Annotated in this window: 26 protein-coding genes; 10 read left to right on the top strand and 16 right to left on the bottom strand. The window is 71.7% G+C overall.

Features of this window, described 5'->3' with window-relative positions:
• Positions 1-149 precede the first annotated feature (149 nt).
• Positions 150-1,559 (bottom strand): aldehyde dehydrogenase family protein, encoded by a 1,410-nt coding sequence (locus CLV72_RS11690; RefSeq protein WP_211302823.1) that lies wholly within the window; start codon positions 1,557-1,559, stop codon positions 150-152.
• A 289-nt stretch (positions 1,560-1,848) separates the two neighbouring features.
• Positions 1,849-2,766 (bottom strand): AraC family transcriptional regulator, encoded by a 918-nt coding sequence (locus tag CLV72_RS11685; protein ID WP_106244569.1) that lies wholly within the window; start codon positions 2,764-2,766, stop codon positions 1,849-1,851.
• Positions 2,767-2,810: 44 nt separating this feature from the next.
• On the opposite strand from CLV72_RS11685, the gene CLV72_RS11680 reads away from it, so the two are divergent.
• From CLV72_RS11680 to CLV72_RS11660, 5 genes are all read left to right on the top strand, one after another.
• Positions 2,811-3,164, top strand: a complete 354-nt coding sequence (locus CLV72_RS11680) for a hypothetical protein (RefSeq protein ID WP_146159427.1) — start codon at positions 2,811-2,813, stop codon at positions 3,162-3,164.
• 140 nt (positions 3,165-3,304) lie between these two features.
• Positions 3,305-4,297 (top strand): GlxA family transcriptional regulator, encoded by a 993-nt coding sequence (locus CLV72_RS11675; RefSeq protein ID WP_106244564.1) that lies wholly within the window; start codon positions 3,305-3,307, stop codon positions 4,295-4,297.
• Between the two features lie 269 nt (positions 4,298-4,566).
• A complete protein-coding gene (locus tag CLV72_RS11670) occupies positions 4,567-5,205 on the top strand; it encodes an HD domain-containing protein (RefSeq protein WP_106244561.1) in 639 nt (212 codons plus the stop codon).
• Between the two features lie 1,101 nt (positions 5,206-6,306).
• The gene (locus CLV72_RS11665; RefSeq protein ID WP_146159426.1) at positions 6,307-6,738 is read left to right on the top strand and encodes a hypothetical protein; all 432 of its coding nucleotides are present in this window, start codon (positions 6,307-6,309) and stop codon (positions 6,736-6,738) included.
• A complete protein-coding gene (locus tag CLV72_RS11660; RefSeq protein ID WP_245930111.1) occupies positions 6,735-7,214 on the top strand; it encodes a Fur family transcriptional regulator in 480 nt (159 codons plus the stop codon). The genes CLV72_RS11665 and CLV72_RS11660 overlap by 4 nt, the downstream gene beginning before the upstream one ends.
• Here the strand turns inward: CLV72_RS11660 and rpsN are convergent.
• A complete protein-coding gene (gene rpsN, locus CLV72_RS11655) occupies positions 7,195-7,500 on the bottom strand; it encodes a 30S ribosomal protein S14 (RefSeq protein ID WP_106244553.1) in 306 nt (101 codons plus the stop codon). The two genes, CLV72_RS11660 and rpsN, sit on opposite strands and share 20 nt — an antisense overlap.
• Before the next feature lie 312 nt (positions 7,501-7,812).
• On the bottom strand, positions 7,813-8,058 hold the full coding sequence (gene rpsR, locus CLV72_RS11650; protein ID WP_106244551.1) for a 30S ribosomal protein S18: 246 nt from the start codon (positions 8,056-8,058) through the stop codon (positions 7,813-7,815).
• Between the two features lie 172 nt (positions 8,059-8,230).
• On the opposite strand from rpsR, the gene rpmG reads away from it, so the two are divergent.
• Together rpmG and CLV72_RS11640 are read left to right on the top strand one after the other, a co-directional pair.
• Entirely contained in the window at positions 8,231-8,395 is a 165-nt protein-coding gene (gene rpmG / locus CLV72_RS11645; protein WP_106244548.1) for a 50S ribosomal protein L33, read from the top strand.
• A gap of 11 nt (positions 8,396-8,406) precedes the next feature.
• A complete protein-coding gene (locus tag CLV72_RS11640; protein WP_106244545.1) occupies positions 8,407-8,697 on the top strand; it encodes a hypothetical protein in 291 nt (96 codons plus the stop codon).
• 85 nt (positions 8,698-8,782) lie between these two features.
• Here the strand turns inward: CLV72_RS11640 and CLV72_RS11635 are convergent, their stop codons facing one another.
• The 4 genes from CLV72_RS11635 to CLV72_RS11620 all read right to left on the bottom strand — a co-directional run bounded on the left by CLV72_RS11635 (position 8,783) and on the right by CLV72_RS11620 (position 14,428).
• Positions 8,783-9,958, bottom strand: a complete 1,176-nt coding sequence (locus CLV72_RS11635) for a hypothetical protein (RefSeq protein ID WP_106244543.1) — start codon at positions 9,956-9,958, stop codon at positions 8,783-8,785.
• Positions 9,959-10,529: 571 nt separating this feature from the next.
• Positions 10,530-10,898, bottom strand: coding sequence for a YciI family protein (locus CLV72_RS11630; protein ID WP_106244541.1), 369 nt, complete (start codon positions 10,896-10,898; stop codon positions 10,530-10,532).
• A 134-nt stretch (positions 10,899-11,032) separates the two neighbouring features.
• Entirely contained in the window at positions 11,033-13,756 is a 2,724-nt protein-coding gene (locus CLV72_RS11625) for a helix-turn-helix transcriptional regulator (protein WP_106244539.1), read from the bottom strand.
• 9 nt (positions 13,757-13,765) lie between these two features.
• Entirely contained in the window at positions 13,766-14,428 is a 663-nt protein-coding gene (locus CLV72_RS11620) for a TetR/AcrR family transcriptional regulator (protein ID WP_106245450.1), read from the bottom strand.
• Positions 14,429-14,555: 127 nt separating this feature from the next.
• Between CLV72_RS11620 and CLV72_RS11615 the strand changes: the two genes are divergently transcribed.
• Entirely contained in the window at positions 14,556-15,473 is a 918-nt protein-coding gene (locus CLV72_RS11615; RefSeq protein ID WP_106245448.1) for an NADP-dependent oxidoreductase, read from the top strand.
• Between the two features lie 206 nt (positions 15,474-15,679).
• Positions 15,680-16,177 (top strand): DUF2975 domain-containing protein, encoded by a 498-nt coding sequence (locus CLV72_RS11610; RefSeq protein WP_106244536.1) that lies wholly within the window; start codon positions 15,680-15,682, stop codon positions 16,175-16,177.
• Positions 16,178-16,251: 74 nt separating this feature from the next.
• On the opposite strand, the gene CLV72_RS11605 is transcribed toward CLV72_RS11610, so the two are convergent.
• From CLV72_RS11605 to CLV72_RS11570, 8 genes are all read right to left on the bottom strand, one after another.
• Positions 16,252-17,001 (bottom strand): ABC transporter permease, encoded by a 750-nt coding sequence (locus tag CLV72_RS11605; RefSeq protein WP_106244534.1) that lies wholly within the window; start codon positions 16,999-17,001, stop codon positions 16,252-16,254.
• Position 17,002: 1 nt separating this feature from the next.
• A complete protein-coding gene (locus tag CLV72_RS11600) occupies positions 17,003-17,749 on the bottom strand; it encodes an ABC transporter permease (protein ID WP_106244532.1) in 747 nt (248 codons plus the stop codon).
• Positions 17,746-18,651, bottom strand: a complete 906-nt coding sequence (locus tag CLV72_RS11595; protein WP_106244530.1) for an ABC transporter ATP-binding protein — start codon at positions 18,649-18,651, stop codon at positions 17,746-17,748. Before CLV72_RS11595 ends, CLV72_RS11600 begins: the two co-directional genes overlap by 4 nt.
• A gap of 121 nt (positions 18,652-18,772) precedes the next feature.
• The gene (locus CLV72_RS11590) at positions 18,773-19,450 is read right to left on the bottom strand and encodes a response regulator (RefSeq protein WP_106244528.1); all 678 of its coding nucleotides are present in this window, start codon (positions 19,448-19,450) and stop codon (positions 18,773-18,775) included.
• Positions 19,447-20,673, bottom strand: coding sequence for a sensor histidine kinase (locus tag CLV72_RS11585; protein WP_106244526.1), 1,227 nt, complete (start codon positions 20,671-20,673; stop codon positions 19,447-19,449). The genes CLV72_RS11590 and CLV72_RS11585 overlap by 4 nt, the downstream gene beginning before the upstream one ends.
• A gap of 11 nt (positions 20,674-20,684) precedes the next feature.
• Positions 20,685-21,938 carry an MFS transporter gene (locus tag CLV72_RS11580; RefSeq protein ID WP_211302822.1) on the bottom strand — a complete coding sequence of 418 codons (1,254 nt, stop codon included), beginning with the start codon at positions 21,936-21,938 and terminating at the stop codon, positions 20,685-20,687.
• Between the two features lie 165 nt (positions 21,939-22,103).
• Positions 22,104-23,876, bottom strand: coding sequence for an ABC transporter ATP-binding protein (locus CLV72_RS11575; protein ID WP_106244521.1), 1,773 nt, complete (start codon positions 23,874-23,876; stop codon positions 22,104-22,106).
• A complete protein-coding gene (locus CLV72_RS11570; RefSeq protein ID WP_106244519.1) occupies positions 23,873-25,702 on the bottom strand; it encodes an ABC transporter ATP-binding protein in 1,830 nt (609 codons plus the stop codon). The genes CLV72_RS11575 and CLV72_RS11570 overlap by 4 nt, the downstream gene beginning before the upstream one ends.
• 125 nt (positions 25,703-25,827) lie before the next feature.
• On the opposite strand from CLV72_RS11570, the gene CLV72_RS11565 reads away from it, so the two are divergent.
• A complete protein-coding gene (locus CLV72_RS11565) occupies positions 25,828-26,499 on the top strand; it encodes a MerR family DNA-binding transcriptional regulator (RefSeq protein WP_211302821.1) in 672 nt (223 codons plus the stop codon).
• The last annotated feature ends 462 nt before the right edge of the window (positions 26,500-26,961 follow it).

Below are 26,961 nucleotides of genomic sequence, written 5' to 3'. Positions count from 1 at the left end.
CGCATGGGACGCCCACCACGCCCTCATTCGTGCTCAGCCGGGCGTCCCGGGTGTCTTGCCATACGCCGATGGGTCGGGTGGGACGTACAGCGCGTCCCACCCGACCCATCAGCTCCTCGGTCCGCGTTGCCCGATGGCGGTGCACATGCTCACACCAACACCGAGCGGGTCTCGAGGAACCCTTCGAGCCCGGCGACGCCGTACTCGCGGCCGATCCCCGACTGCTTGAACCCTCCGAAGGGCAAGGTCGAGACCCCTTCCTGGCCGCCGTTGATCGAGACACGACCCGCCTCGATCCGCGAGGCGATGCGCTTGGCGCGCTCCTGGTCTGCGGAGAACACGTATCCGTGGAGGCCGTAGTCGGTGTCGTTGGCGATCTCGACGGCGTTCTCCTCGTCGGTGTACGCGATGATCGAGAGCACCGGGCCGAAGATCTCCTCACGGGCGATGGTCATGTCGTTCGTGACGTCGGCGAACAGGGTCGGACGCACGAAGTAGCCGTCCGGCAGACCTTCGGGCTTGCCGGGACCGCCGGCCAGCAGCCGGGCGCCCTCCTCGACCCCGCGTGCGATGTACCCCTGGACCCGCTCCCACTGCTTCTGGCTGACCATGGGCCCGATCACGGTGGCAGGGTCGGCCGGGTCCCCGACCGGAAAGTCGGCGAGCTGTTCGACGGCCGCGGTGAGTGCCTCCTCGTACCGCGACACCGGGACCAGGATTCGTGTGCCCGCGACGCATGCCTGGCTGCTGTTGACGAACCCGGAGGCGAGCGCACCGAACATCGCAGTGCTCATGTCGGCGTCGTCGAGGATGATCGACGGGGACTTGCCGCCGAGCTCCAGCGTGAGGTTCTTCACCAGGTCCGCCGAGTCGCGGAAGATCGACTTACCGACGGACGTCGAGCCGGTGAAGGAGATCTTGGGCACGTCGGGGTGCCGGGTGATCGTGCTCCCGACCACGTCGCCACGGCCCGTCACGATGTTGAAGACACCGGCGGGCAGGCCGGCATCGTGCAACGCCTCGGTCATGACCCGGGTCTGGGTCGCGCTCATCTCGCTCGGCTTCATGACGACCGTGTTCCCGCCGGCGAGTGCGGTCGCGATCTTGTCGGCGATGAAGAACGCGTCCGCGTTCCAGGGGCTGATCAGGCCGGCGACACCGACCGGCGCCATCTCGACGGTCGTATTGCCCACCTGCCGGGTGAACTCGAAGGTCTCCAGCGTCGTGATCATGTCCTCGAACGCGCCGATGGCGCTGTCGACCATCCACTCGTTTCGGACGGGCGCCCCGTACTCGAGGCGGACGGCCTCGAGCAGTTCGTCGCGCCTGACGGTGACGGCGTCTCGCATGCGTCGCAGGGCGTCGATCCGCTCCTCGCGGGTCGTCGCCGACCACGCCGGCAGGGCGGCCTTGGCGGCGGCGACCGCGGCCTGGGTGTCGACCTCGTCAGCAAGCTGGACCTGGCCGATGACCTGCCCGATGGCAGGGTTGAACAGATCGAACATCTCGGTACCGTGCGGAGTCACGAACTCGCCGTTGACGTAGATCTTGTCGATCACATTGATTCCCACGGGTGTTCCTCCTATCGTGCCGCCGAACTCAGGGTGGTGTTCGAGCGACCTCTTGGTTCTGCGATAGGGCGCACCCCACGATGGACGCCAGCACGTCGACGCTCAGCCATTCCTGAAGGGCATGGCTCGTCATCAAGCTCGCTGGTCATGGTGACGCTCTCTCGCTCGATCCATGGAACCCGCAGAACAGGATCTGGAACATCACGATCCTCTTGCACCCATGCACGATCCTGCAGGTCTTGGCCCGGTTTGCCGGCGGTCGCTCGGACGATCCCACCTATGGGAGCGCCGACTGCGGAGGACGGGACCCCGCCTGATGGAAACGGGCGACGTCCGCGCTGGGCGACGTGCCGAACTGGCGCCGGTACTCGCGGCTGAACTGCGTGGAGCTTCCGTACCCGACACGGTGGGCGACCCCGGTGACGTCGTTGGGTTCGTTGAGCAGCATCAACCGCGCGGCTTGCAGCCTCACATGCTTCTGGAACTGGATCGGGCTCATGGACGTGACGGCCTGGAAGTTCCGGTGGAACGCTGACACGCTCGTGTTCGCCATGCGCGCGAGATCCTGGACCTTGAAACTCTGGTGGTAGTTCTCCCGGATCCACTGCGCGGCGTGAGCGACGCTGCTCAGGCCGCTGTCTGCCAGGCCGAGTTGACGGACGACGTCTCCTTGATCGCCGGTCATGAGGCGCCAGAGGATCTCACGCTTGTACACGGGGGCCAGCACCCGGCGGTCCTGTGGCCGATCGAGCAGCCGGAGCAGTCTCACGATCGCATCGAGCAGTTCATGCGACGTCTCCCCGACAACCATGCCCAGGCGGGCTCGACCGCTCGTACGCGGAAGATCACCCGGGCCGGCGGCCAACAGAACCTCCGCGATCGCGGCCGGTTCGAGCGCCATGCCGAATCCCAGGGTCGGGCTGCTCGGAGTCGCGCCGATGGCCTGACCGGTCACCGGCAGATCGATGGGGGCGACCAGATGCTGGCCCGCTCGGTATTCGTAGACACGATCGGCGACCGCGAGCCGCTTGCAGCCCTCAGCCATCGCGGCGAAGACCGTGCCGGACATCGACGCGCTGAGCACGTCCGTGTCATCCATCTTGCAGATCGTCACCCCCTCCAGCGGTGTCGAAAGATCGGACCTCGCATGGCGTCGAAGGAGATCGGAGAACTCAAGCAGCAGCGCATCGCCCACACCAACATATTAGAGGCATAGTCACAATCGGTATCGGCAGGAATATGCAACTGGCTGGACAACGCATGGTGCACGGTCCGCCCCCTCCGATCCCCAAGGCGCCGCTCGATCCTGCGGGAGAGGATGTTCCCGGTCGCCTGCGGCGCCTTGTCGTGAGCACGTACCAAGCGGTTTCCGGCATGGGCCGCACGGGCAACGAGGAGCTGCTCGGCGTGCGTGCGCGTCCCGTCCTCACCGGCCCCTCGATGACGATCGACGCCGAGTTCGACGAGCCGATCTCCGCCGACGAGGCGCGTGCCTTCCTTGCCGGGGCCGTGGGCGTGGAGGGCGTCGGTGTCCCGACGCCGCGGCGCGGCGGGAACAGAGGCGACGCTCATCGACCGGGTGCGGCGCGATGAGGGGATGCCGGACGGGCGAGGGCTGACCTATATGGTCAGTGGCGATGATCTGCGGAAGGGCGCGGCGCTGAACGCCGTCCAGCCGGCAGAGCTCGTCTGTGCGCACATGCGCGAAGACACCGCCTGACGCGGAGGCACGCATGCCCACCCCGACATTCCACGAGGTCGTCTTTCTCGTCTTCGACGATGTCAAACTGCTGGATGTGTCGGGACCCGCGGAGGTCCTTGCCGAAGCGAACCGCGCAGGCGCACACTATCGGCTGCGGTTCGTTTCGCCCAGCGGTGATGCCGTTACCACGTCCATCGGTACGAGACTGCAGGTGACGGGACCCGCAACCGTGCCCGAGCGTGTGGATACGCTGATCGTCGCCGGTGGAGATCGGTTGGTCGATCGGCCCATCGGGGCGTCGCTCCTTGGCTCCGCACGGCACCTCGCCTCCCTGGCGACTCGCGTGGCATCTGTCTGCACTGGGGCGTTCGTTCTTGCTCAGGCGGGACTCCTCAATGGTCGACGGGCGACGACCCACTGGCGGCATGCCGGGCTACTGGAGCGCGCATTCCCGGATGTCGAGGTACTCCCCGATGCGATCTACGTCGCAGACGGCGACGTGTTCACCTCGGCCGGCGTGTCCGCCGGCCTGGATCTGACCCTCGCGCTCGTCGAGGCCGATCACGGGCCGGGCCTGGCGCGCTCGATCGCCCGCGAGCTCGTCCTGTACTTGCAGCGGCCGGGCGGGCAGTCGCAGTACTCCGCTCCGCTTCGTGCGCCGATCCCGCAGCAGCCAGTGCTGAAGACCGTTGTTGACGTCATCACGGGCGACCCGGCCGCCGATCACACCGTGGACTCCCTGGCGGCAGGAGCCGGCGTCACGGCCCGGCACCTGCGGCGCCTTTTCGCGACCGAACTCGGCGTCTCGCCCTCGCGATTCGTTGAGCAGATGCGCCTGGATCGCGCACGCATCCTGCTCGATGAAGGACACAACGTGTCCCAGACGGCTCGGCTCGCAGGGTTCGGAAGCACCGAGACGTTCCGCCGGGTCTTCGTCCGCGAGTATGGGTTGCCGCCGAGCCGCCACCAACGCCAGTTCGGCACAGCATGGCCCGATGAGGTTTCGGCTATGCGCGGGCGGTAGTCGTCAGTTCCTCCGCCCGGTGCGGGCGAGGCCGATCCCGGTCGCCGCGATGAGCGCGAGGACGACGATGCTCGCCCTCCTCCGGGTCCTCGGACACGAGCAGTCCGCGTCACGCTCACCAGAGGCGTGACCAGCTGATTCTGCAGCAGGATGTCCGATTCTGTGGAGTCTCGGTCAGTTCAGACGCTCACGACGCGCACGCTCGATCCGCGACTGTGGAGATGTCCGTCCTCCGGGCGGACCGCACCGACACGCATCCAAGGAGCTTCATGCCTGACACGATCGCCGGGATCACGATTCCCGACACCGCCCTCGTCCGCGACGCGACCGCGCTGGTCCGCGAGGCCGCAGACGACACGATCTTCCATCACTCGCGCCGCGTCTTCCTCTGGGGAATGCTCAAGTCGAAGGCGCGCGGCATCGACGTGGACCCCGAACTGGCCTACGTCGGCGGACTGTTCCACGACCTTGGCCTGACAAGCGCCTACCGCACAACCGATCGGCGCTTCGAACTCGACGGTGCCGAGGCCGCGTATGCCTTCCTGCGCGATCACGGCCGCTCCGAGAAGGAAGCCCGCGACGTGTGGCTCGCCATCGCCCTGCACACCACCCCCGAAGTCCCCATGCACCTCGCCCCCGAGACCGCCGTCGTCACCCTCGGCGTCGAGACCGACGTCCTCGGATTCGATCTCGACCAGATCACCGACCAGCAGCGCGCAGAAGTCGTCGCCGCACACCCCCGCCCCGACTTCAAGAAGAAGATCGTCCAGGCGTTCTACGACGGCATGGCCGACCGGCCGCAGACCACCTTCGGCACCATGAACGACGACGTTCTCGCCCACTTCGACCCGTCGTTCCAGCGCGAGAACTTCGTGGAGATCATTCAGTCCAACGAGTGGCCCGAGTAAGACGTACCAGAGGTGTGAACCCTGAGTGCCTCACGACCTCTGGGCGACACGCCACTTGGAATGAGCCTCGCCAAGCGGTGCCGGGAGTCAGTCCTTGCCGTCGAACCTTGGCCTGACGAGCTCGTCGAGATAAGCCATAACGGAGAGTTCCACTCGCGATTCCTCCGATCACAGTCGCTATTGTTCGCGATCCTTGGCGCCGTCGAGATGCAGACTCGAACCACGGATCGCCTATCCGCACTGACCGAGCGAATCCTCCACGGGAACGCCGCCAATACGCCTGGTCCTCGGCCGGTCACACGACCTGACACAGGACCATCACGCTTTTCCTGGTCGGCGGCGCATTCCGGCACCCGGGCCGTTCTCACCGCCTCGGCCGCGCTGTCCCTGCTCGCCGTCGCCACGACGCTGATCCTGATCAACCCCCGCCGGGTGCCGCGTCCGGCCCGCGGCGAGAGGGCCGCCGCATGACGGGTCGGGCCCTCCCACGGCCTGACCCGACCGCGCTCTCCGCAGCGTCCGCGCGCAGGGAGAATCGGCACGCGGCGGCAGGGTGCCGGCGCGGTTCCACGGCGGCGTGGCGGGCGCCTCGCCGTCGCTCGCACGGCTGACGGCCGCGCAGCGGAGCGGCGAGCGGCTTCCGTCCGCCGCTCCGCTGCGATCGGCTTGCCGCCGCCGGCAGCTCCGATCCCACGGCCGAGCGGGCTGCCACGCCAGGGGCTTGTCGGCACGCAAGCGGAGGCATCGACGAACCGCTTGATTGATATGATAATCATTATCATTCAAGGTTCGGTGGGCTTCCTCTGTCCGGCACCACTCCCGGCGCCCGCACCCGTGGTCCCGGGCGGCGTGCCGTAGCGGCCGGGGCTCCTGTCGTGGTGGGCATCGGCAATGCGTCGCCGCGGCGCTCCCGTTCACCGGTCCCGACCGTGCGCCCGCGTGCCGCCCGCCAGGCGAGCCAGATCGGATGTGAGACCAGTGTCCACGGCAGCCCAGCCTCCCGGAGTCCCCCCGCCACCCGGCACGAGCGCTCCGCCCGGCCGCACCCTCCCCCTGGTCTTTTTCGCGGTGTTCGGCGGATACCTCGGGCAGCAGCCGCTGATGCCGGTGATCGCTCCGCTGTCGCGGGCGCTGCGCATGGCGGAGTGGGAGATCGGCCAGGTCACAAGAGTCGCGGCGCTGACCATGGTGGCCGCCGGCCGCCTGCGGGGCCGGCGCAGCCGGCTGTGGGGCCGCAAGGCCGTTCCCGTGCCGGCTCTGCTGCTGGGCTGCCTGGCGATGGCGGCCTCCGCCGCGGTGTCTCAGGCCGGCATGGCCCCAGCCCTCGACGGCGGGCTCCTGTCCGTGCTGTTCGTCGCCACGGTGTTCGGGGCGGCCGTCGCGGCGCCGGCCGCCACCGCGCAGGCGTACGTCGCCGATGTCACCACCGGGGAGCGCGCTCACCGGGGCCCGCGTCCCCGTCCCGGAGCCCGCGCGCCCGCGCACGGCCGCGCCGGCCGGCCCGTGAAGGAGGCGGAGCAGTGGCGCGCGTGACGAGATATGACCAGGCGGTCCTGCGGGTACTCGACCGCGCCTCATGCTTCCGCAGCGCCCAGGAGGTGCACGCTCTCATCGCCGACTCCGCGGAGCCCGAGCGCCGGCCGAGCCTGTCCACCGTCTACCGCGTCCTGCACCAGCTGGCGGAGAGCGGAGCCCTCGACACCGTCCAGTCCCCTGCCGGGGAACGCCTGTACCGGATGTGCGGGAACGACGGCCGGCACCACCACCTGCGCTGCCGCCGGTGCGGACGCGTCGAGGAGGTACCCGAGCGCGAGCCGCTGTCGCGCCTGGTCAGCAGCATCGGCCGCGAGACCGGATACCGGTCGCTCCACTACTCGTTCGAACTGTCCGGCGTCTGCTCAGGCTGCGACGGCGCACCCGGCCCCAGGGCCGCGGAGAGTCGCGGTGCGACACCGCGCGACCAGGCCGCGGCGCCCGGGGCGGCGTCCACTACCAGCTCGACTTCGTGACCCCCGGCAGCTCCCCGCGGTGGGCCATCTCGCGGAAGCGGATACGCGACAGTCCGAACTTGCGCAGGTGTCCTCGGGGCCGGCCGTCGATGGAGTCCCGGTTGCGCAGCCGGCAGGCGGCGGCGTCACGCGGCTGCCGGTTCAGGGCGACCATGGCGGCCGCCCGCTGTTCGGCCGTGCTCTGCGGGCTCCTGATGATCCGCTTCAGCTCGGCCCGCCGTTCGGCATAGGCGGCGACCACCCGTGCCCGGTGCTCGTTGCGGACGGTCTTGCTCCTCTTCGCCATCCCCGGCGCCCTCCCTTGCCCCAGCCGCGAAAGCGGCTTTGATAATGATTATCGTTCTAATAACCTGAACGGTGTGATCCCGGTACGCGTGCTCCGCAGCCGAGCAAGGACCGTCCCCGTCCACTTCACCTTGAACTGGCCGAGGCGGAACCCGGCCGAGAGCACGACGCCCGGCCCGCGCCGCGACGGTTCTCGGCCGGGCGAGACCTGGGTGCGCTGACCGCCGCCCCGACCGCAGACCGGCCCCTGGCGCGGGCCGGCGTCGCGCGCCGGGTCACCGCCCCGCTCGGAGACCCGATCCGTGCGGGACGCTCAGGATCCGCGACGTACCCGCGCCTCGGCGTCCGGATACGGCAGCAAGGCCATCTCCCGCGCGTTCTCCACCGCGCGGGCCGGCATGCGCTGCCGGCGCGCGGTGAGCCCGGTGATCCGCCGACTGCGGATCTTGCCCCGGTCGGAGATGAACCGCCGCAGCAGCGCCGTGTCCTTGTAGTCGATATAGGCCACTCCCAGCAGCGGGTTCGGGCGTCCGGCCGCACGGTCGGCCTTCCGGGTCATCGGCGGATCCCTTCGTCGTCGCACCTCAGGGGGCCGGCGCGGCTCGCGCTACCGCGCCGGCCCCCTGGGCTTGAGGGCGCCAAGGTTTGGCGGCCCTACACTCATCACCATATGATAATGGTTATCATTCTCGAAACGGTTCACGCCGCATGTCCGGAAGGAGGGTCAGCCCATGGCCCGCGACGACGTCCGCCCGGTGATCAAACTGCGGTCCACCGCCGGGACCGGCTACACCTACGTCACCCGCAAGAACCGCCGCAACGACCCCGACCGGCTCCAGCTGCGCAAGTACGACCCCATCGTGCGCAGGCACGTGCTCTTCCGCGAAGAGCGCTGACCGCCGGACGCGTGCTCGGCAGCCAGGCCGTGCACCGGCCGCTGCGGACCGACCGCCCCGGCTCCGCGCACTCATTCGTCCGGATGTTCGCCAGCCCCGCGATCCTGCGCGCGCACCCCGCCGTGCGCGGGATGCTTTTCGACCAGCCCCAAGGGACCACCGAGGCTCGAATCCATCGACGAGCGCACCGCCCCGCAGCCGCCCAGGTGGGCCCCGAGTTCTTCACCCTCTCCACCGACCGCCTCTTCGAAGCGGGCCTGGACGCCCTCATCACCGGGTTCCGACACGAAGAACGGCGATGACCACTACGCCGTCACCAACGATGATGGGCCCTCCACCGCGCCGGGCGAACTCACCGTTACGCGCGCCAGAGGATTTCTAATCCAATCAACTGTTCGGGTTTTTTCCATAAAGCAGCTCGACATCAAGCACGTCTTTGACATGTTTGATCAAGTTCATGAATTCATACGATTCGGTCTTGCTGACCACCTTCTCCGCGAACATCATTCCCAAAGGAATGAAGGAGCCATTCATCTTCTCCTTCCAGCAGATCGACCCCGAGTCCCCCGGAAGGGCGAACGGATAAGTAGTGTCGCCTTTATGGCCGATCTCCACCACGTCCACATAATCGAAATAGATCACCCGCCCTTTATCATCCTCCCTTTTAATGCTCCTCTTCAGAGCTATTCTCTTGACCACTCCCCTCGTAGTTCCTGAAGTCTGCCCACATTTTCCCACTTCAAGTTTCGGCCGCACATCCACGGTCTGGTCGACAAGTTTCGAATAGGTGATCCATGTGGCTTGACTGTCGAATATGCGCCAGTCGGCAGCCTTCGGATCAAGGCATTGGAAGACAGCGGCGTCAGCCGTGTTCTCCGCTGGGAACGGCTTGGGATCAGCCCAGCTCTCCAGCGTCTCGAGGCGGTACTTCTCAGCCTCTGGATCGCCGCCGAGATCCTCGATCGCCGGATAGCTCGGCTGGAGGACGACGTCACCCTTCTGAGGCTTCGCTCTCCCGACCTCTGCGATGACGTGCCAGCACGAGAGCCCCAAGGTCATGTTCTGGCGCTCCCCGGAGCGTCCCCTGGCGAAGCAGCCCAGGGTTCCCTGGGTCTTGGTCTTCCTCTTGTTGCCGATCGACACTCCCCCAGGGGCGGGACGGATATGCCTTCGGTACTCATCAGCGTATGCCGGTCCGAGTTCCGCGGATTCCCTTACCTCGAACCGAAGTGGGATGCGAGCGGCCGTTTCCGCGCCCAGCGCCGGCGCGAGCATCCTCCGCACCTCCCCCTCGGAAGCGGGGCCCGTCAAAGTGACCGATAGAGCGAAGTCGCCGGGGCCGACCTCCCTGTCATCATCGGCAAGCCCGATACCCGCATCATGGATACCGACCTCCCGCGAGGCCGTCTCTCCCGCTTCCTGAGCCCGAATCCGAGGCCATATGGTCTCGCTCAACAGATGACCGACGACGCGGTTCGCCTCCCCGAGTTCGGACGGAACACCGATCCTCGCCAGCAGTTCATCGCCGACCACCGCCTCGCTGCCCGGACGCTCCTCGACCATGAAGATCCCCTCCCATATCCGATCAGCCGCAGACCCCTGATCCGGCCTTCGTTCCTCTGATCGGCGGGATATAGGAGCCGTCGACGACGGCCGTCCGTAACGGTTCTCTGAAGCCCATCGTCAATAGCTGCCCTGGGGTCCCGGCATCAAACGGTCACCCTTCGATACGGGACCCCGGCTCCAGGAACATTGAGCGAAACCCAAAAACGTCGGCCTTTAAGCAGACAATGTGGAGCCATGCTGCCCGCGGTCTCATGTCCGTGTCGTCGGCCGGCACTCGCTGGCGTCGGGGATCGGCTGGTCGAGGTCAGCCGCACATATGAGGAGGATACCCGGGGTTTACCGCCCTTCCGGGGTACAAATCCCCGATCCTCCCTTCTGGCCCGGGGGTTCGACGGCCGCTTTGCCGTCGGCCCCAGATCTTCGACCGTTTTGTCCGCTGATTTCAGATGGTACGCACGAGGCCGCCCCCGCCTCTGGGACCAGGGCGGCCTGAAGCCGGGCCGACGGAATGGCGTCGGCCGGGGCGCCGCGTGCGTTCTTGGGCATTGCGGTGTCGGCGGCCGGGCCGTCAGGCCGGGGGCGCCTCCTGGAGGGCGCGGACCTCGATCCTGCTTCGCAGCGCGCGCGAGGCCTGCTTGGTCCACTCGATCGCGACGTCGTCGTTCTCGGCCTCGATGATCCAGAAGCCGCCGAGGTACTCGTCGGCCTTGACGAACGGGCCTGGCGTGAGGACGGGGCTGTCACCGGAGTAGTCCACCGTGGTCGCGGTCGACGGCGGCTGCAGGCCGCCGGCGGTGACGAACGCGCCCGACTCCTGAAGGGCGGTGTTGAACCCGTCGACCGCGGCGATGATCTCCTGCAGCTCCGCGGGGTCCATGTCCTCCATCGTCGGCTCCTCGGCGGAGTCGTGCGGGAGGCTCAGGAAGTACTTGGTCATCGTCGTCTCCTCGTCTGGGCGCTGCTCGGTCGGCAGCGGCTCTGAACACTGGAAACGCTATGCCAGGGCTCCCGGTGGGGCATCGGTCACCGTTACCGGTGTCCGGGAGGCCGATGACTGGCGTCGGGCACCGGTTAGACGAGGCCGACCAGCTCGGCGCGGCCGGCGACGCCGAGTTTCGGGTACGCCTTGTAGAGGTGGTGGCCGACGGTCCGCGGACTGAGGAAGAGCTGTGCGGCGATCTCCTTGTTGGTGTGACCGCCCGCGGCCAGCCGGACGACCTGCAGCTCCTGCGGGGTCAGCAGGGTGAGCGGGCCGCTGCGCCGGGGCTCGTCGCCCCGTTCCCCGAAGGCGGCCATCTCGCCGCGCGCACGCTCGGCCCACAGCTGCGCGCCGATGCCCTCGAACGCGGACACCGCCGCCGCGAGATGGGCGCGGGCCTCGGTACGGCGGCGCCGGCGGCGCAGCCACTCGCCGTAGACCAGGTGGGTACGGGCGCGCTCATAGGGGCCGCCGTGCCGCTCGTGCAGCCGCAGCGCCTCGGCGTACAGCGCGTCGGCGGCGTCGTCTCCGGCCAGCAGGGCCCGGCAGCGCAGGGCGAGTCCGGTGGCGACCGGGCGGTCGACCTGCTCGGCCCAGTGCCGGAAGGCCGCCAGCGGCCCTTCGACGCGATCCGGCACGCCCTTGCGCACGGCCGCTTCCACCAGGTCCGGCACCGCCCGCATCAGCAGGTCGCGGCTCGCGGGTCCCTGCGACACCCGCTCGAGCCGGTCGAACGCCTCCCCGAACCGCCGAGCGGACAGGTCGAGCATCCCGAGACCCCAGACCGCGATCTCGGCGTTGACCCGGTGCCGGGCCCGGGCTCGCGGGAGCACCTCCTCGGCAAGGGCCCGGCAGCGTTCCTCGTCGCCCGATACGGCGTGCAGCCACACCTCCACCGACCGGTGGGCCAGGTGCTCGGTCGTGTTCCCGAGTTCCTCGCTCACGGCGGCGCCTTCGGCCACACACGCCCGGGCGTCGGCGAACTCGCCGCGCAACAGCCGCGCCACGGCGAGCACGTTCAGGGTGTACGGGACCCAGCCCAGCGCCCCGGTCGCCCGCACCTCGGCCAGCATGTCCTCGGTGTGGCCGACGACGCCGTCGTCGTCGGCGATCATGAGTCCGCCGAACCCTGCGGTGATGCGGTGCATCAGGTCGTTCCCGCCGCCACGTGCGGCGGTGTGGAGATCGCGCATCGGGCCGACGGCCAGCTCCGGGCGTCCGGCGAAGAGCTCCGCCCACCCGAGAAGGGCGGCGACGACCGATGCCCACTCCCGCGGCGGGGTGAACCCGCGCATCAGCTCCGCCGCGCGCTGCAGGAGGTCGTGCGCGGCTCCGTGCCGAGCGGCGTGCGCGGCCTCGAAGAGCGTGAGCGCGGCGCGCTCCGGATCGGTGTCGCGCATGAACGCGGCGGCCTCGATCGTCAGCTCCGCGTCGGCCCGCGGCGAGGTGCGTTCGTACTCCACGGCGCCACGGGTGTAGATGGCGTCGGCCCGGACGCCGGGGTCGGTGGTGAGCGCGATCGCTTCGGCCGCCAGGCGCGCGGCGCGGTCGGCCTTGCCGGCGTCGAACGCGGCCTGGCTGGCCCGGGCGATACGCCGGGCCTTCAGTTCCCGGTCGGCGCTGAGCCGACCGGCGCGTTCGTAGGCGGCGGACACCGCCGTCGCGCCGCCGCGGTGCCAGGCCCGCTCGGCCGCGCGTTCGAGTTCGGCGGCCACCGCCTCGTCGGGGGTGGTGGTGGCGGCGGCGAGGTGCCAGGCCCGGCGGTCGGCGTCGGCGTCCGCGCGCAGCGCCTCGGCGTACGCGCGGTGTACCTCGATCCGCCGGTGCACCGGCGCGTCATGGTAGGCGGCCGCCCGTACCAGGGGGTGGCGGAACGCTATCTGCTGGTCGATCCGGACCAGCCGGTCGCGTTCGGCGGGCGCCAGGTCGCCGAGGACGCCCCCGAGGGATTCGAGCACGTGCAGGATCGTCGCGAGGGGCGCGGCGGTGTCGGCCGCCGCCACCAGGAGCGCACGCTGGGTGGGGTCGGGAAGCTCCACGATCTGGCGGCGGAAGGACTCCTGCACGCGGCGGGTCACCGGCAGCGGCCGGACCTGCTCGGCCGGGTCGGACTCGTCGACCTCGCCCGCCGCGAGCTGCGAGGACCCGAGCTCGATGATCGCCAGCGGATTGCCGCCGGACTCCGCGAGGACCCGAGTCCGCGCCGGTCCGACGAGTTCCGGCGCATGGTCGTCGAGCAGTCGGGCGGCATCGGGCGCGGCGAGGCCGGACAGCTCGACGACCTCGACGCCCGCGATCTCGAACGGCACCGAGGTCTCGCGCACCGCGAACAGCATCGCGATCGGGTCGGCCACGAAGCGGCGGGCCGCGAACAGCAGCGCCTCCACCGAACCCTGGTCGAGCCATTGCAGGTCGTCGACCACGCACAGCAGCGGGGCGTCCTCGGCCAGGTCGGCGAGCAGGGACAGGGTGCCGGCCGATACCAGGAAACGGTTGGCCTCGTCTCCCTCGGCCAGCCCGAAAGCGCAGCGCAGCGCCATGGCCTGGGGAGCGGGGAGGGCGTCCAGGCGATCCAGGTGAGGAAACAGGAGTTGGTGCAGACCGCCGTACGCCAGCTCGGAGTCGGACTCGACCCCTGCCCCGCGGACGACGCGCATGCCCGCGGCTTCGGCGATCGACACGGCATGGTCGACAAGGACCGATTTCCCGATGCCGGCCGCGCCCCGCAGCCCCAGCGCGCCGCTGCGTTCGTCACGCGCGTTCGTCAGCAGGTGTTGAATCCGCGCTTGCTCGGCGTCCCTTCCCACCAGCGACATGCGGCCAGCCTAGTACGGCGGTGGTGGATCGTGATCTTGGCTGGTGAGGGGCGGCGCGAAGGTCTGCACGTGGTCGATGGCCGCCTGCAGGGCGGCTTTCAGCGGGGCGATGTCGCGGGCGACCTGGGCGAGGAGCATACCGCCCTGGAAGGCGGAGAGCAGGAGATAGGCCAGCCGGGTGGGATCCGCCTCAGCGCTGATGCGGCCGAGCCCCTGCATCCGTTCGAGTCCGTCCCGGAAGATGTCTCTCCACTGCTCGAACGAGTTCGCGAGTTCGGTGCGAACGTCGAGGTCGGTCTTGATGATCTCGGCGGCGAGTGAACCGAGGCTGCAGCCTTCCTGGTAGGAGCGCTCGTAGGCCAGGTAGAAGCCCGCCCATTCCCGGAGCGAGTCGAGGCTTTCGAAGCGGGTGAACCGCTCACTGCGATGGAAGGCGAGGACGCGCTCGGCCTGCCACTCGATGACCGCGAGGACAAGGCTCTCCTTGGTCGGGAAGTAGTGGTTGAGCTGTGACCCGCTGATGCCTGCCGCGCGTCGGAGCTGCTCGTTGTTGGTCGCGTGGACGCCCTTGGTGTAGATGAGCTCCGCGGCGTGCTCGAGGATGCGGGCTCGGGTCGCCTGCCCCTTGTTCGTGAGCTTCTGCGGTCCCCGAGGTTCCGTTGCGGCTTCCATGGCACCCACGATAACCCAGACTGGGCTTGACAGCCCATATTCGTCTCGTGTTGACTGCCGATAGTGGGCTAGCAAGCCCAGAAAATCGGCGCGCAGAGCCGACGAGCACGAGATGGTGGAGGCACCCATGAAGGCGATCGTCGCGACGGACCAGGCTGCGGAAGCAGCCGGGATCACACTCGTACAGCGGCCTGAGCCGACCCCGGCGATCAACGACGTCGTCGTCGAAGTCCACGCTTCGGGCTTCGTCCCCGCGGAGTGGGAGTGGCCCTCGACGTGGGTCGACCGCTCCGGTCGCGATCGCGCCCATGCGATCATCGGCCACGAGTTCGCCGGGGTGGTCCACTCGCTCGGCTACGGCACGACGGGACTCACGCCGGGGCAGCGGGTGTTCGGGATCACCGACTGGCACCGCGATGGGACCCTGGCCGAGTACGCGGCCGTGGAGGCGCGCAATCTGGCACCGCTGCCGGGGAACGTCGACTTCACGGTGGGTGCGAGCCTGCCGATCTCCGGCCTGACCGCGTGGCAGGGCCTGTTCCGGCACGGCCGCCTTCAGGCGGGGCAGAGCGTCCTCGCACACGGCGCGGCCGGCGCGGTCGGATCTGTGGTGACGCAGCTCGCCCGGGAGTTCGGCGCCTACGTCATCGGCACCGGTCGGGCGGCCGACCGCGAGGCGGCGCTCGACTTCGGCGCGAACGAGTTCCTCGACCTCGACCACGAGGACCTCGACGACATCGGCGGGGTCGACCTGGTCTTCGACGTCATCGGCGGTGATGTCCAGCGGCGCTCGGCGAGCGTCATCCGGCCTGGCGGGACGCTGGTGTCGGTGGTCGGACCTGTTGAGGCCCGCCCTGTCGACGGCCTGGCGGTCGACTTCGTCGTCGAATCCGTTCCGAGTCAACTGGTGGAGATCGTCGACCGGGTGCGGGACGGGCGCCTCCGCGCGCACATCGGAACCGTCACGACCCTCGACGACGCCATCCCCGCGCTCAACCCGACCCGGCGGCGCAAGGGCAAGACCGTCATCCGCGTGCGCCCCTGAGCGGCCGGGCCGGGGTGGGCCTGCTTCGCGCCGCGGGGGTGAGGGCGCGGGGCGGGCGGAGTGGCCGGATCCGGTCGTGTGGTGCCGGGAGTGGCGCTGCGGCGGCGGACGGGGCGTCTGAGCTGGCGGAGTGGGGGGTGGTTCGAGGGAGACCGCGGACTGAGGAGCCTATTGATTTTCGATAGCTAAATATCGATAATCGATGCATGCATCTGTACTTCACCATCATCCTTCGTGCCGGGGTCGCCTTCGCGGTCCTGATGGGTCTGTTCGGGCAGTTCGTGGTCATTCCCGGGACCGCGGCGGGCGAGGTCGAGCGGTTCCCGCCCTACGCGCCGCTCGAGGTGCCCTACGTGACGCTGGCGGTGATCGGGGTCGCCTGCGTGCAGGTGGCGCTCATCGCGGTGTGGCAGCTGCTCGGCATGGTCGGGCGGGACGCGATCTTCACCAGCAGGGCCTTCCTGTGGGTGGACGTCATCATCGGGGCGACGGTCGTGGCGACGCTGCTCACCGGGGGCGTCACCGTGCACCTGTTCTTCGCCGACATCCCCTCGCCGGCCGACGGGATGGACCTGCTCAGCGCCTTCCTGGCGGCGGCCATGACGACCGGCGGGGGCGTGGCCCTCACGATGCTGCTGGTCCTGATGCGCGGGCTGCTGCGCAAGGCGACGGACCTGCAGACCGAGATCTCTGAGGTGGTCTGAGCGGCACCCCGCAGCGGCGGACGGCAGGCCACCCCGCCCGACGCCCGCGCCTGACGGCCGGTGCCCTCCGACCGTCAGGCGCGGGTGTCGCGGCGGTTCAGGACGGCGGTCGTCGCGGCGGTCAGCGCGGCGGTGAGGACGACGGCGGCGATGGCGGTGGTGGCGACCGCCCACGGGGTGATGGCGCCGGTGTCGCCGAAGGTGCCGGTGCCGAGCTGGGTGGCCCGGCCGATGAGGGCGTAGGGGACCAGGACGGCGGCGGGCAGTTCGGCCATCAGCATGACGACCGCGGCCGCGGCGCCCAGGAAGGCCACCGCGATCGGCCCGGCGAAGGAGCGCATCAGCATGGACAGCCCGGACTGGAGGACGGCCACGGGCACGCACGCCAGCATGATCAGCAGGCTGATCCAGAAGTAGCGGGCCGGAGGCATGCCGGGCAGCGCGAAGGCGAGTCTGCCAACGGCGATGACGGCGGCGAGGAGCACCGCCTGCATCGCGGCGGCGAGCACGGCGACGACGGCCGCCTTGGCGGCCACGATCCGCAGCGAGGACACCGGCCCGCTCATCAGCGCGTTCCAGTTCCCGCCGCGGTGCTCGACCCGCCACACCAGGGAGGCGAGGATCCCGATCCCGGTCGCGAGCGGGAACAGTCCGTAGAACACCGCCGACCGCAGCCACACGGTGTGCCAGCCGTCCTCGGGCTGCTGGCCGGCGGCGATCGTGTTGACCGCGCCGGCGACGGCCATGGCCGCCGGCAGCAGCGCGACGACCGTCCAGGCCAGGGAGCGCTTCAGCTTCAGGAACTCCGCGTGTACGGCACCCATGTCAGGACTCCCGGCGGTCGAACAGCGCGGTGATGAGTACGAAGGAGACGGCGGCGAGGACGCCCAGCGCGGCGGTGCTCGGGTACGCGGGGGTGAAGGCGACGAGCCGCTCCCCCTGGTAGCCGGCCGCGGCCGCCAGGGCGTAGTAGCCCCACGGCGTGGTGTGCGTCAGCGCGGGCGGCAGCCCGGCCGCGAACACCGCGACGACGGTGCCGAGCAGGCCGACGCCGAGCCCGACCAGCTGGTTGTCGATCAGGGCGGCCAGCAGGAGGTGCACGGCGAGCAGCACCAGGTTCGCCACCAGGACGCACCCGGTGAAGCCGAGCCACAGCCCGGCCGGGACGGGGGCCGCGATGCCCAGCAGCAGGCCGGCGCCGAGGACGAGCCCGCTCTCCAGCACCGTCGCGGCGGCGACGATGAGGCCGAGGGCGGCGAACTTGGCCCGGCAGAGGCCGCCCGGCGCGATTCCGGAGGTCTGGTTGAGCAGCCAGCCGCCGCCCTGGTGCTCGATGTCGACCTGCCGGCTGGCGAGGACCGCCAGCAGCGGCGGCGAGGCCAGCGGCACCGCGAAGGACATCGCGGCGAGCGGCACCGCCCAGACCCGTCCGCCGGGGGCGGCGAAGGCGGGGCTCGTCACGGTGGCGAGCAGCGACAGGCCGGCCACGGCGGCCACCATGGCGGCCGCGATCAGGCCGTTGCGCAGCCGGCGCATCTTGGCGAACTCGTTCGCCACCGCGTGCGCGCTCACAGCCCGCCGCCCCCGGTGAGGTCCATGAACACGTCCTCCAGCGACTGCTCGTCGCGGCGCACGCCGTGGACGCCGATGCCGGCGCCGACGAGCAGCGCGACCGCCCGGGCGGTCGCCTTGTCGTCGAGTCCGGGCACCCGCACCGAGGCGCCGTCGAGGCGGCTGCCGGTCTCGGCCTGGAGCAGCGCGTTCGCGCGTTCGGGCTCGGAGCCGTCGATGAGCACGTCGGGGGTGGAGGCGGCGAGGAGTTCGGCGCGGGTGCCCTGGAAGATCAGCCGTCCGCCGCTGAGGATGCCGAGCATGGTGGCGGTCCGGTCGATCTCGCCGAGGAGGTGGCTGGAGACCATCACCGTCACGCCGGCGTCGGCGAGGCGGCGCAGCAGCTCGCGGATCTCCTCGATGCCGGCCGGGTCGAGCCCGTTCGTCGGCTCGTCCAGGATGAGCAGCCGGGGCCGCCTGGCCAGGGCCATCGCGATGCCGAGCCGCTGCTTCATGCCGAGGGAGTAGTCGCGGACCCGCTTGTCGAGCTGCTGGTGCATCCGCACGGTGCGGACCGCGTGCTCGACCTGGCCCTCGGGCAGGCCGAGCGTCCGCTGGACCAGGCGCATGTTCTCCCGGCCGGTCAGGTGCGCGTAGCCGGGCGGGGACTCGATGAGCGAGCCGATGTCGGCGAGCAGCCGGCGGCGGGTGGCGCGGTTCATCGGCCGCCCCATGACGCGGACCTCGCCGCTGGACGGCTGGACCAGCGAGAGCAGCATCTTCATGGTGGTCGACTTGCCCGAGCCGTTCGGGCCGAGGAAGCCGTACACGCAGCCGGTCGGGACGCGCAGGTCCAGGTTCTGCACGACGGCGCGCTTCCCGTACCGCTTGGTGAGCCCGTCGGTGGCGACGATGTGGGACATGCGTCCACTGTCGCGGGGACGGCGGCGGGATTCGTCTCGCCTGGGGCATATCTTCCGGCTATGCCGTAGTGGGTACCGGCGCCGCCGGGTACGCCTGGACGGGTACGCCGGCGGGCGGGCCTCAGTGCTCGCCGGCCTCGACCAGCCCGGTCTCGTAGGCGAGGACGACGGCCTGGACCCGGTCGCGCAGGCCGAGCTTGGTCAGGATGCGTCCGACGTGGACCTTGACGGTGCCCTCCGACAGTACGAGCTCCGCGGCGATCTCGGCGTTCGACAGGCCGCGGGCCACCAGCCGCAGCACCTCGTGCTCGCGCGGTGTCAGCGCCTGGATCCGGCGTCCGCGCGCACCGGGGTCCGCGGCGCCGGCCCGGGGCCGGGCGCGGGTGAAGTGGTCCAGCAGCCGGCGGGTGGTGCTCGGCGCGACGACGGCGTCGCCGAGGTGGACGTGGGCGATGGCCGAGGCCAGGTCGTCCAGCGGCGTGTCCTTGAGCAGGAAGCCGCTGGCCCCGGCCTGGAGCGCGTCGTAGGCGTACTCGTCGAGGTCGAAGGTGGTCAGGATCAGCACCCGGGGGCCGGTGCCGCCGGCGCGGATGCGCCGGGTGGCCTCGACGCCGCCCATCCGGGGCATCCGCACGTCCATGAGCACGACGTCGGCCTCGACCGTTCGGAGCAGGTCGAGCGCGGTGTCGCCGTCGCCGGCCTCGCCGACGACCTCGATCTGCGGGCGGGACTCCAGCACCATCCGCAGGCCGGTCCGGATCAGCTCCTGGTCGTCGACCAGCACGGTCCGTATCGTCATCGCGCTCCCTCGATCGGCAGTACCGCCAGCACCTCGAAGCCGCCGCCCGGCCGCGCCCCGGCGCGCAGCGTGCCGCCGTAGCCGGCGACCCGCTCGCGCATCCCGACCAGCCCGTGGCCGCCGGACTCCCCGTCGCCGCGGGGGCCGGCGCCGTCGTCGGCGACGCGCACCTCCAGCCCGCCGCCGCGGTAGTGCAGCCCGACGTCGACCGCGCTCAGCGGCCCGGCGTGCTTGCGGACGTTGGTCAGCGCCTCCTGCACCACCCGGTACACCGCGAGGTCCAGGCCGGCGGGGACCTCGGCGGGCTCGCCGCGCACCGTCAGCCCGACGGGCAGCCCGGCGCTCCTGGACTCCTCGACCAGGCGGCCGAGGCGGCCGATGCCGGGCTGCGGCGCGTGGGAGCCAGGTTCGTCCTCCCGCAGCACGCCGAGCAGGCGCCGCATCTCCGCGAGCGCGCCCCGGCCGGTGTCGCGGACCGCGAGCATCGCCTGCTCGGCGCGTTCGGGCTCGCCACGCACCTTCGACGCCGCGCCGTCGGACATCAGCACCACGACGCTCAAGCTGTGCGCGACGATGTCGTGGATCTCGCGTGCGATCCGCGCCCGCTCCTCGGCCGCCGCGATCCGCGCCTGCGCCTCCTTCTCCCGCTCCAACTGGCGGGCGCGCTCGCGCAGGCCGGCGATGTGCTCGCGGCGGATCCGGACCAGAGTGCCCCAGGTCCACGCCCAGACGACCACCAGGACCAGCACGCCGACGCCGCCGACGCTCAGGTAGCCCCGGTCCAGCAGCGGTGCGGCCGCGACGAGCAGCCAGGCGACCACCGCGGCCGCCGCGGGCGCGGTGACCGGCCAGCGGAACCGGGTCGCCAGGTTGTACAGCGCGAAGGCGAGCATGATGTCCGCGGCGAGGAGGTCCGCCCCGAGCAGCGGCTGCGCGGCCGCCGCCGCCAGCATGACCCCGAACACGCCGAGCGGGTGGCGCCGGCGGAGCGGATAGGGGGCGCACAGCAGCACGGAGACGGCCGTCACCGCGGCGAAGCGCGGCACGCCCTCCAGCAGGTACACGGTGGTGAGGGGCAGGTTGTAGGCGAACACCGCCAGCACCACGGCGAGGTCGGGCAGCCACGGCCGCCGCCGCAGCCAGGCGCCGGGGCCCTTCGCCGGCTCCGCCGCGCCGTCCGCGCCGTCCTGACCGCCCGTCGCCGGTCGTGCCGCACCCGTCATCGGTCACGAGGTTACCGGCGGCCGCCGGGCCGGTGCGGAGTGCCGACGTGGCGGCGGGCCCAGGCCGGGGCGACGGCCGCGCCCAGCAGGGCGAGGGCGACCGCGGCGGCGACGATCCACGGGAAGCCGACCGCGCCGGCCAGGGCGAGGGCGGCCGAGGTGACCGCGGTGACGCAGACGCCTTCGACGGACATCGGGACGGTGTAGTCGGTCGCGGCCGAGGAGCGCCGGGCCAGGTCCATGGAGACGGTGGAGATCCAGGTCAGCTTCGCGCCGTAGGCGGCGGAGAGAGCGACCAGGGCAACGGCGGTCGGGACGATGGCGCCGTTCCCGGCGGCCAGCGGAAGGAGCCCGGCCACGGCCGCGGCGCCCAGGAGGCCGATCGCGAGGGCGGGGCGCCACCGTCCGTAGCGGGTGATGGCGGCGCCCGCGGCGAGCGCGGCGGCGATCTGGACCGCGATGGCGGTCGACTGGACCAGCGCGATCCGCTCCATCGGCCAGTCGGCGGCCAGCAGCATGGCGGACTGCGGCGCGCTCGCCGCCCACTCCCCGATGCCGTACAGCGGAATCACCAGCAGGGTCCAGGCGGCCAGGCGCGGCCGGCGGAAGAAGGCGGCCAGCTCGCGCCACGGGGCGCCGCCGCCTTCGGCCGGCCGGCGCGGGGGCTCGGTGAGGCGGGCCAGCACGGCCGGCGGGAGCGTGAACACGGCGGCCAGCGCGAGCAGGGTCGCCGACCAGCCCGCGTGCGCGTACAGCAGCAGGGCGCCGCCGGAGCCGATGAGCATGGACGCGCTGGCCGCCGCGATCTGCAGCCCGTTGGCGACGCCCCGGTCCGCGGGCGGCAGCAGCAGCACCGCGAGGCCGTTGAGGGCGGTGTCGTGCAGCACCGACAGGACCAGCACCAGCGCTATCAGCACCAGCAGCACCGGCAGCCGCCGGACCGGATCGACGGCGGAGAGCGCCACGAGCGCCAGCACCAGCGCCAGCTGGGTCGGCACCAGCCAGCCGCGGTAGTGCCCGAAGCGGGCCGAGCCGAACCGGTCCACCGCCGGCGCCACCAGGAAGCGGCCGAAGTAGATCCCGCCGAGCAGGTTCACCAGGGCGACCGTCCCTATCGGCACACCCCGGCCGAGCAGGATCGTGCCCAGGGTGAGGAAGAAGAACGAGTAGCCGATATTGGCGACCAGATACAGCGCGCCGACGACGAGCAGGCGCCGCCGCCGCACGGGGTCGCGCCAGACCGGTCCGGTGGTCCCATCGGCCACGGCACCGCCTCCCGGCGGCGCGCCCACCCGTACGGCCTGCGCGTTCGCGCTCCCGGCTGGCACATCACCGCTCCCGGCCCCCGCGGACGCGCGTGCGCCCGGCGGGTCCGCGGGCTGGACGGACGCGTCCGTGCCCGTGGCGGGCGCCCTCTTCTCGCCCATAGGTCACCCCTCCGGGAACGTGGCGGTGATGTGCCAGCCGCGAGTGCGTTCGTACTGGTCGTAGAGGCGGGCGAAGCCTCCGCCGGTGCGGCGGAGTTCGTCGGGGGTGCCCGTCTCGGTGACGCGGCCGGCGTCGAGGGCGACGACGCGGTCGGCGGCGTCCAGGGTGGCGGGCCGGTGCGCGATCACGATGACGGTGCGGCCGGGGTCGCGGGCGAGCGCGGTGACGGCGGCGCCGACCGCGCGCTCGTTCTCCGGGTCCAGGGCGGAGGCCGCCTCGTCGATGAGCACGATGCGGGCGCGTTTGAGGACGGCGCGGGCGATCGACACGCGCTGCCGCTCGCCGCCGGACAGCTGCGCGCCCGCCTCGCCGACCCGGGTCCGCCAGCCGTCGGGCAGCCGCTCGACCACCTCGTCCAGGCGGGCGGCGCGGGCCGCGTCGCGGAGTTCGGCGTCGGTGGCGTCGGGGTGGGCGATCCGCACGTTCTCCTCGATGGTGGTGTCGAACAGGTAGACGTCCTGGAAGACGATCGCGATCTCGCTCAGCAGCACGCCGTGGTCGTACTCGCGGACGTCGGTGCCGCCGACGCGGACCTGCCCGGCGTCGGCGTCGAAGAAGCGGGCGATGAGCCGGGTGACGGTGGTCTTGCCCGAGCCGGAGGGCCCCACCAGGGCCGTGGTGCTGCCGGGCGGGCAGTCGAAGGACACGTCGCGCAGGGCGGGGGTGCGTCCGGCCGCGCCGTCGGCGGCGTCGCCGTAGAAGTACGCGACCTGCCGGAACTCGACGCCCGCGTGCGCCAGGCCGCGCACCGGGCGGGGCGCGCTCGGCAGCGCCGGGGTGCGCAGCACCTTTTCGGCGCGCTCGGCGAGGTACTGCATCGCGCCCAGGCCCGCGGCGTGGTCGATCATCCCGCCGAGCGGTTCGAGGTAGCGCACGGCCAGCACGAGCAGGGCGACGGCGTCGGCGGGGGGCAGGGTCCCGTCGAGCAGCGCGCGCACGCCGGTCACCAGGGCGGCGACGAAGCCGGCCGCCACCACGCCGCTGTAGGCGAGGTCGGGGCCGAGCATCCGGCGCAGGCCGCGGCGGTAGCGGGTCCGGTGCTCGGCGAGTGCGCCGCGCATGCGCGCGGTGCCGGTGGCGGCGCGGCCGGCCGCGCGCAGCACCGGCTGGGCCTGGCCGAACTCGATGGCGCGGCCCGCGATCTCGTTCCCGGCCACCTCCATGTCGGCGGAGACTTCGGCGACGGTGCGCTTGGCGCGGGCCAGCGCGGCCAGCGCGACGGGCAGCGTGACCAGGAGGGGCACCGCCACGCGCCAGTCCACCGCGAGGACGACCGCGGCGATGGTGGCGGGCACGAGCGTGCCGGTGATGGCGGGGGCGCCGATGACGTAGGTGAGCTGGGCGAGGTCGCGGGAGACGCTGGTGGCGGTGCGGACGAAGCGGCCCTTGCGCTCGGTGCTGAACCAGCCGAGCGGCAGCGTGGTGACGTGCCGCATCAGGCGGTGCCTGAGTTGGACCGCGAGTTCGATACAGGCGGCGTAGCCGATGGGCGGGGCGAGTGCGCTGAGCACTCCGTAGGCGATCAGGCCGGCGGCGCCGGCGGCCAGCCACGGGCTCGCGGCGGCGATGTCGGGCTCGGGGCGCAGCAGTGCCCGCAGCACCGGCACCAGCAGGCCGAGCAGCAGTCCCTGCAGGACGGCGAGGACGGCGGTGAGCAGCCAGAGCCGGACCAGGAGCCCGGGGTGCGGCCACAGGCGGAACAGGCGGCGGATCATGCGCGGTCTCCGTCGTACTGGGCGCGCCACATGCGGGCGTACAGCCCGCCGCGGGCGAGGAGTTCGGGGTGGGTGCCGGATTCGGCGAGCCGGCCCTGGTCCAGGACGAGGATCCGGTGGGCGCCGGAGACCGTGTGCAGGCGGTGCGCGATCACGATCACGGTGCGACCGGCCACCAGTTCGGCCAGCGCGTCCTGCACCGCGGCCTCGCTGTCGGGGTCGAGCGCGGCGGTCGCCTCGTCCAGCACGACGATCGGCGCGTCGGCCAGGATCGCGCGGGCGATGGTCAGCCGCTGGCGCTCGCCGCCTGACAGGCCGCCGCCACCGGCGCCGAGCACGGTGTCGTAGCCGTGCGGGAGCCGCATGACCACGTCGTGGACCTGCGCCGCCTTCGCGGCGCGGCGGACCTCGTCGTCGCCGGCCTCGGGGCGGCCGATCCGGATGTTCTCGGCGACGGTGTCGCGCAGCAGCACCACGTCCTGGAAGACCGGGCTCACCGAGGCCAGCAGCTCGCGCGACGCCATGTCCCGCACATCGACGCCGCCGACGCGGATCGCGCCCCCGGTCACGTCGTGGAAGCGGGGCAGCAGGGCGGCCAGGGTGGACTTGCCGGCGCCGGAGGGGCCGACCAGCGCGGTGACGGTGCCGGGTTCGCACCCGGCGCTGATGTCCTCGACCGCGTTGGCGGCGCCGTCGTAGGAGAAGGTCACCCGGTCGAACTCGACGCGGTGGCCGCGCGGGCGGCGGGGCCGCTCGGGCTCGGGCAGCGGCGGGCGGGACAGCAGGCCGGCGATGTGCCCGGCCGCCATCCGGGCGGTGCGCAGGCCGTGCGCGCCGTGCACCAGGGCCGGGGCGACCGCGGTCGGCAGCCCGATGCCGACGGCGAGGAAGGGCAGCAGGTCGGCGGCGCCGAGCCGGCCGGCGGCCACGAAACCGAGGCCGGCGGCGGCCACCACGCCGAGGACCGCGGTCTCCGAGCCGAGCACCCGGTTGACGGCCGAGGTGGTGCGGTTCTCGGCCGCCCAGGCGCGGTAGGCGCCGGTGTGCTCGCGCATGGCGGCGTCGAACCGGCCCAGCGCCCGCTCGCCGGTGCCGCCGAAGGTCTTGACCACGCCGATCCCGTCGACGTACTCGACGCTCGCGGCGCTGATCCGCCCCTCGGCGGCGAGGAGGCGGGCGGCGTGCGGCGAGGACGAGCGCATGCCGATGCGGTAGGCGAGCACCGACAGGAGGGGGACGGCGAGGGTGATCAGCGCGAGCCGCGGGTCCACCGACAGCAGGTAGCCGACGCCGGCCAGCAGCGCGGCGGCGGCGCCGGCCATGCCGCCGAGGGTGTGGGCGAAGAGTTCGTGCATCGCCTCCAGGTCGTCGGTCATCGCCTTCTTGACCTCGCCGGAGCCGGCCGCGCGGAACCAGCCGAGCGGCAGCACGCCCAGCCGGCGGACGATCCGGACCCGCAGGTGGTGCAGCATCTCCGCGTCGGCGGTGTGCCCGATGTGGGTGGACAGGCCGAGCAGCAGCAGGCGGAGCGCGGCTCCGGCCGCCCCCGCGCCGGCCCAGGCCCACACGGCGGGCGCGGCCGCCGCGGCGCCGGGGGCGGTGAGCACGGTGCGGCCGATCTCGGCGACGGCGACGAACGGGACGACGCCCGCCGCGGCGGCCGCCGCCGAGAGCACCGCGCAGGCGATCAGGCGGGCGCGTACCGGGCGCAGCATACGGGCGGCGGCGCCGAGGCCGATCAGCGGCCGGGCAGGGGCGCCGGCCGGCCGTTCGGGCGGGGGCGGGGTGCCGGGCGGGCGCGCCCGTGTGGTGTCCGTGGCTGCCATGCGGGCCTCTCGTCGCGGTGGCCGGCCCACGCCGGCCGGGCGGGCACGCCACGGGGACGCCCCGCCAGGGGGATTAGGTTCGCCTAACCTTGCTTCGTGAAGCCGACGTGATGTCAACTGCACCCATGAGCGATCACGGAGTCCGCATCGGCGAGGCGGCGGCGCTGTTCGGCCTGGCGCCGTCCACGCTGCGGTGGTGGGAGCGGCAGGGCGTGCTGAGCCCGTCGGCCGGGCAGGGCGGCAGGCGCCGCTACCGGGAGCCCGAGCTCCGCCGCCTGGGCCTGGCCTATCTGTGCCGGGTCACCGGCATGATGCCGCTGGACAGCACCGCCGTCGTCGCCTCGGGCCGGGCCGGCCTCGCCGCCTGGCGGGGCACCATGGCGGCGGAGGCGGCCGAGCTGGGCCGGCGGATCGAGCGGCTGACCGCCGCCCGCTCCTACCTGTTGGAACTCCTGCGCTGCCACGACGACGACCCGGCCCAGTGCCCCTACCTCGACCCTGAACTCGACCGGCACACCCCGCGCGGCCGCCTGCCGGCCCCCGACCTCGTCACCGCCGCCCGGGCCGCGCGCCGGCGTGACGAAAAGCCGCCCGCCGCCGCGGCGCGTGACGAAAACCGTCCCTGCCCGTGCTGCCGCCGCCCGGTCCCCCGCCCCGCACGCGGCCGCCCCCGCACCTACTGCACCCACGCCTGCCGCCAGCGCGCCTACCGGGCGCGGCGGGCGGCGGGACGGCCGGGCGGCGCCGGAACGGACGCGCCCGCGGCGGCGTCCGGCTCCGGGCCGCGCCCGGACTGACCGGATCCGGGCAGGATTCGCGGCGCTCCGAAGTCTCGGGCCATGGGGCGGATTATTCTGATCGCCGATCCGCGCCAATCACGATCGGATCGGAAGTGCGGCCGGGAACCGCCGTGCCGAAAAAGGCGTGCTCCTGCCGCGCGAATACACGCTTGAACGGAGCGTCGCCGAGCGGTCACACCATTGGCGATCGAACATGGATTCGAAATCCACCGAATCACACCGCGACCCGAAAGCATGATCATTTCTTATCCGCAAGGGCTGCTCAATTCGACACGGAAGGCATTAGGTGGAGAGAATGATCGATTGACGGACGGGACGGCGGCCGCGCGGCGAAACGGAAGTACGACCTGGGCGAGGCGTTCCGATCTCGCGATCGCCGCTGTTCAGGACGGTCGGGTCGGGCAGCGGACCGGTAATGAGCCTGGTCCCGTTACCGTAATCAGCCGGCGTTCCACAAGG

It is taken from the genome of Allonocardiopsis opalescens, from assembly GCF_003002095.1.
Lineage (GTDB): Bacteria > Actinomycetota > Actinomycetes > Streptosporangiales > Streptosporangiaceae > Allonocardiopsis > Allonocardiopsis opalescens.
The sequence above is the reverse complement of the archived record's forward strand: the minus strand, read 5'-3'. Positions and strand labels throughout refer to the sequence as shown.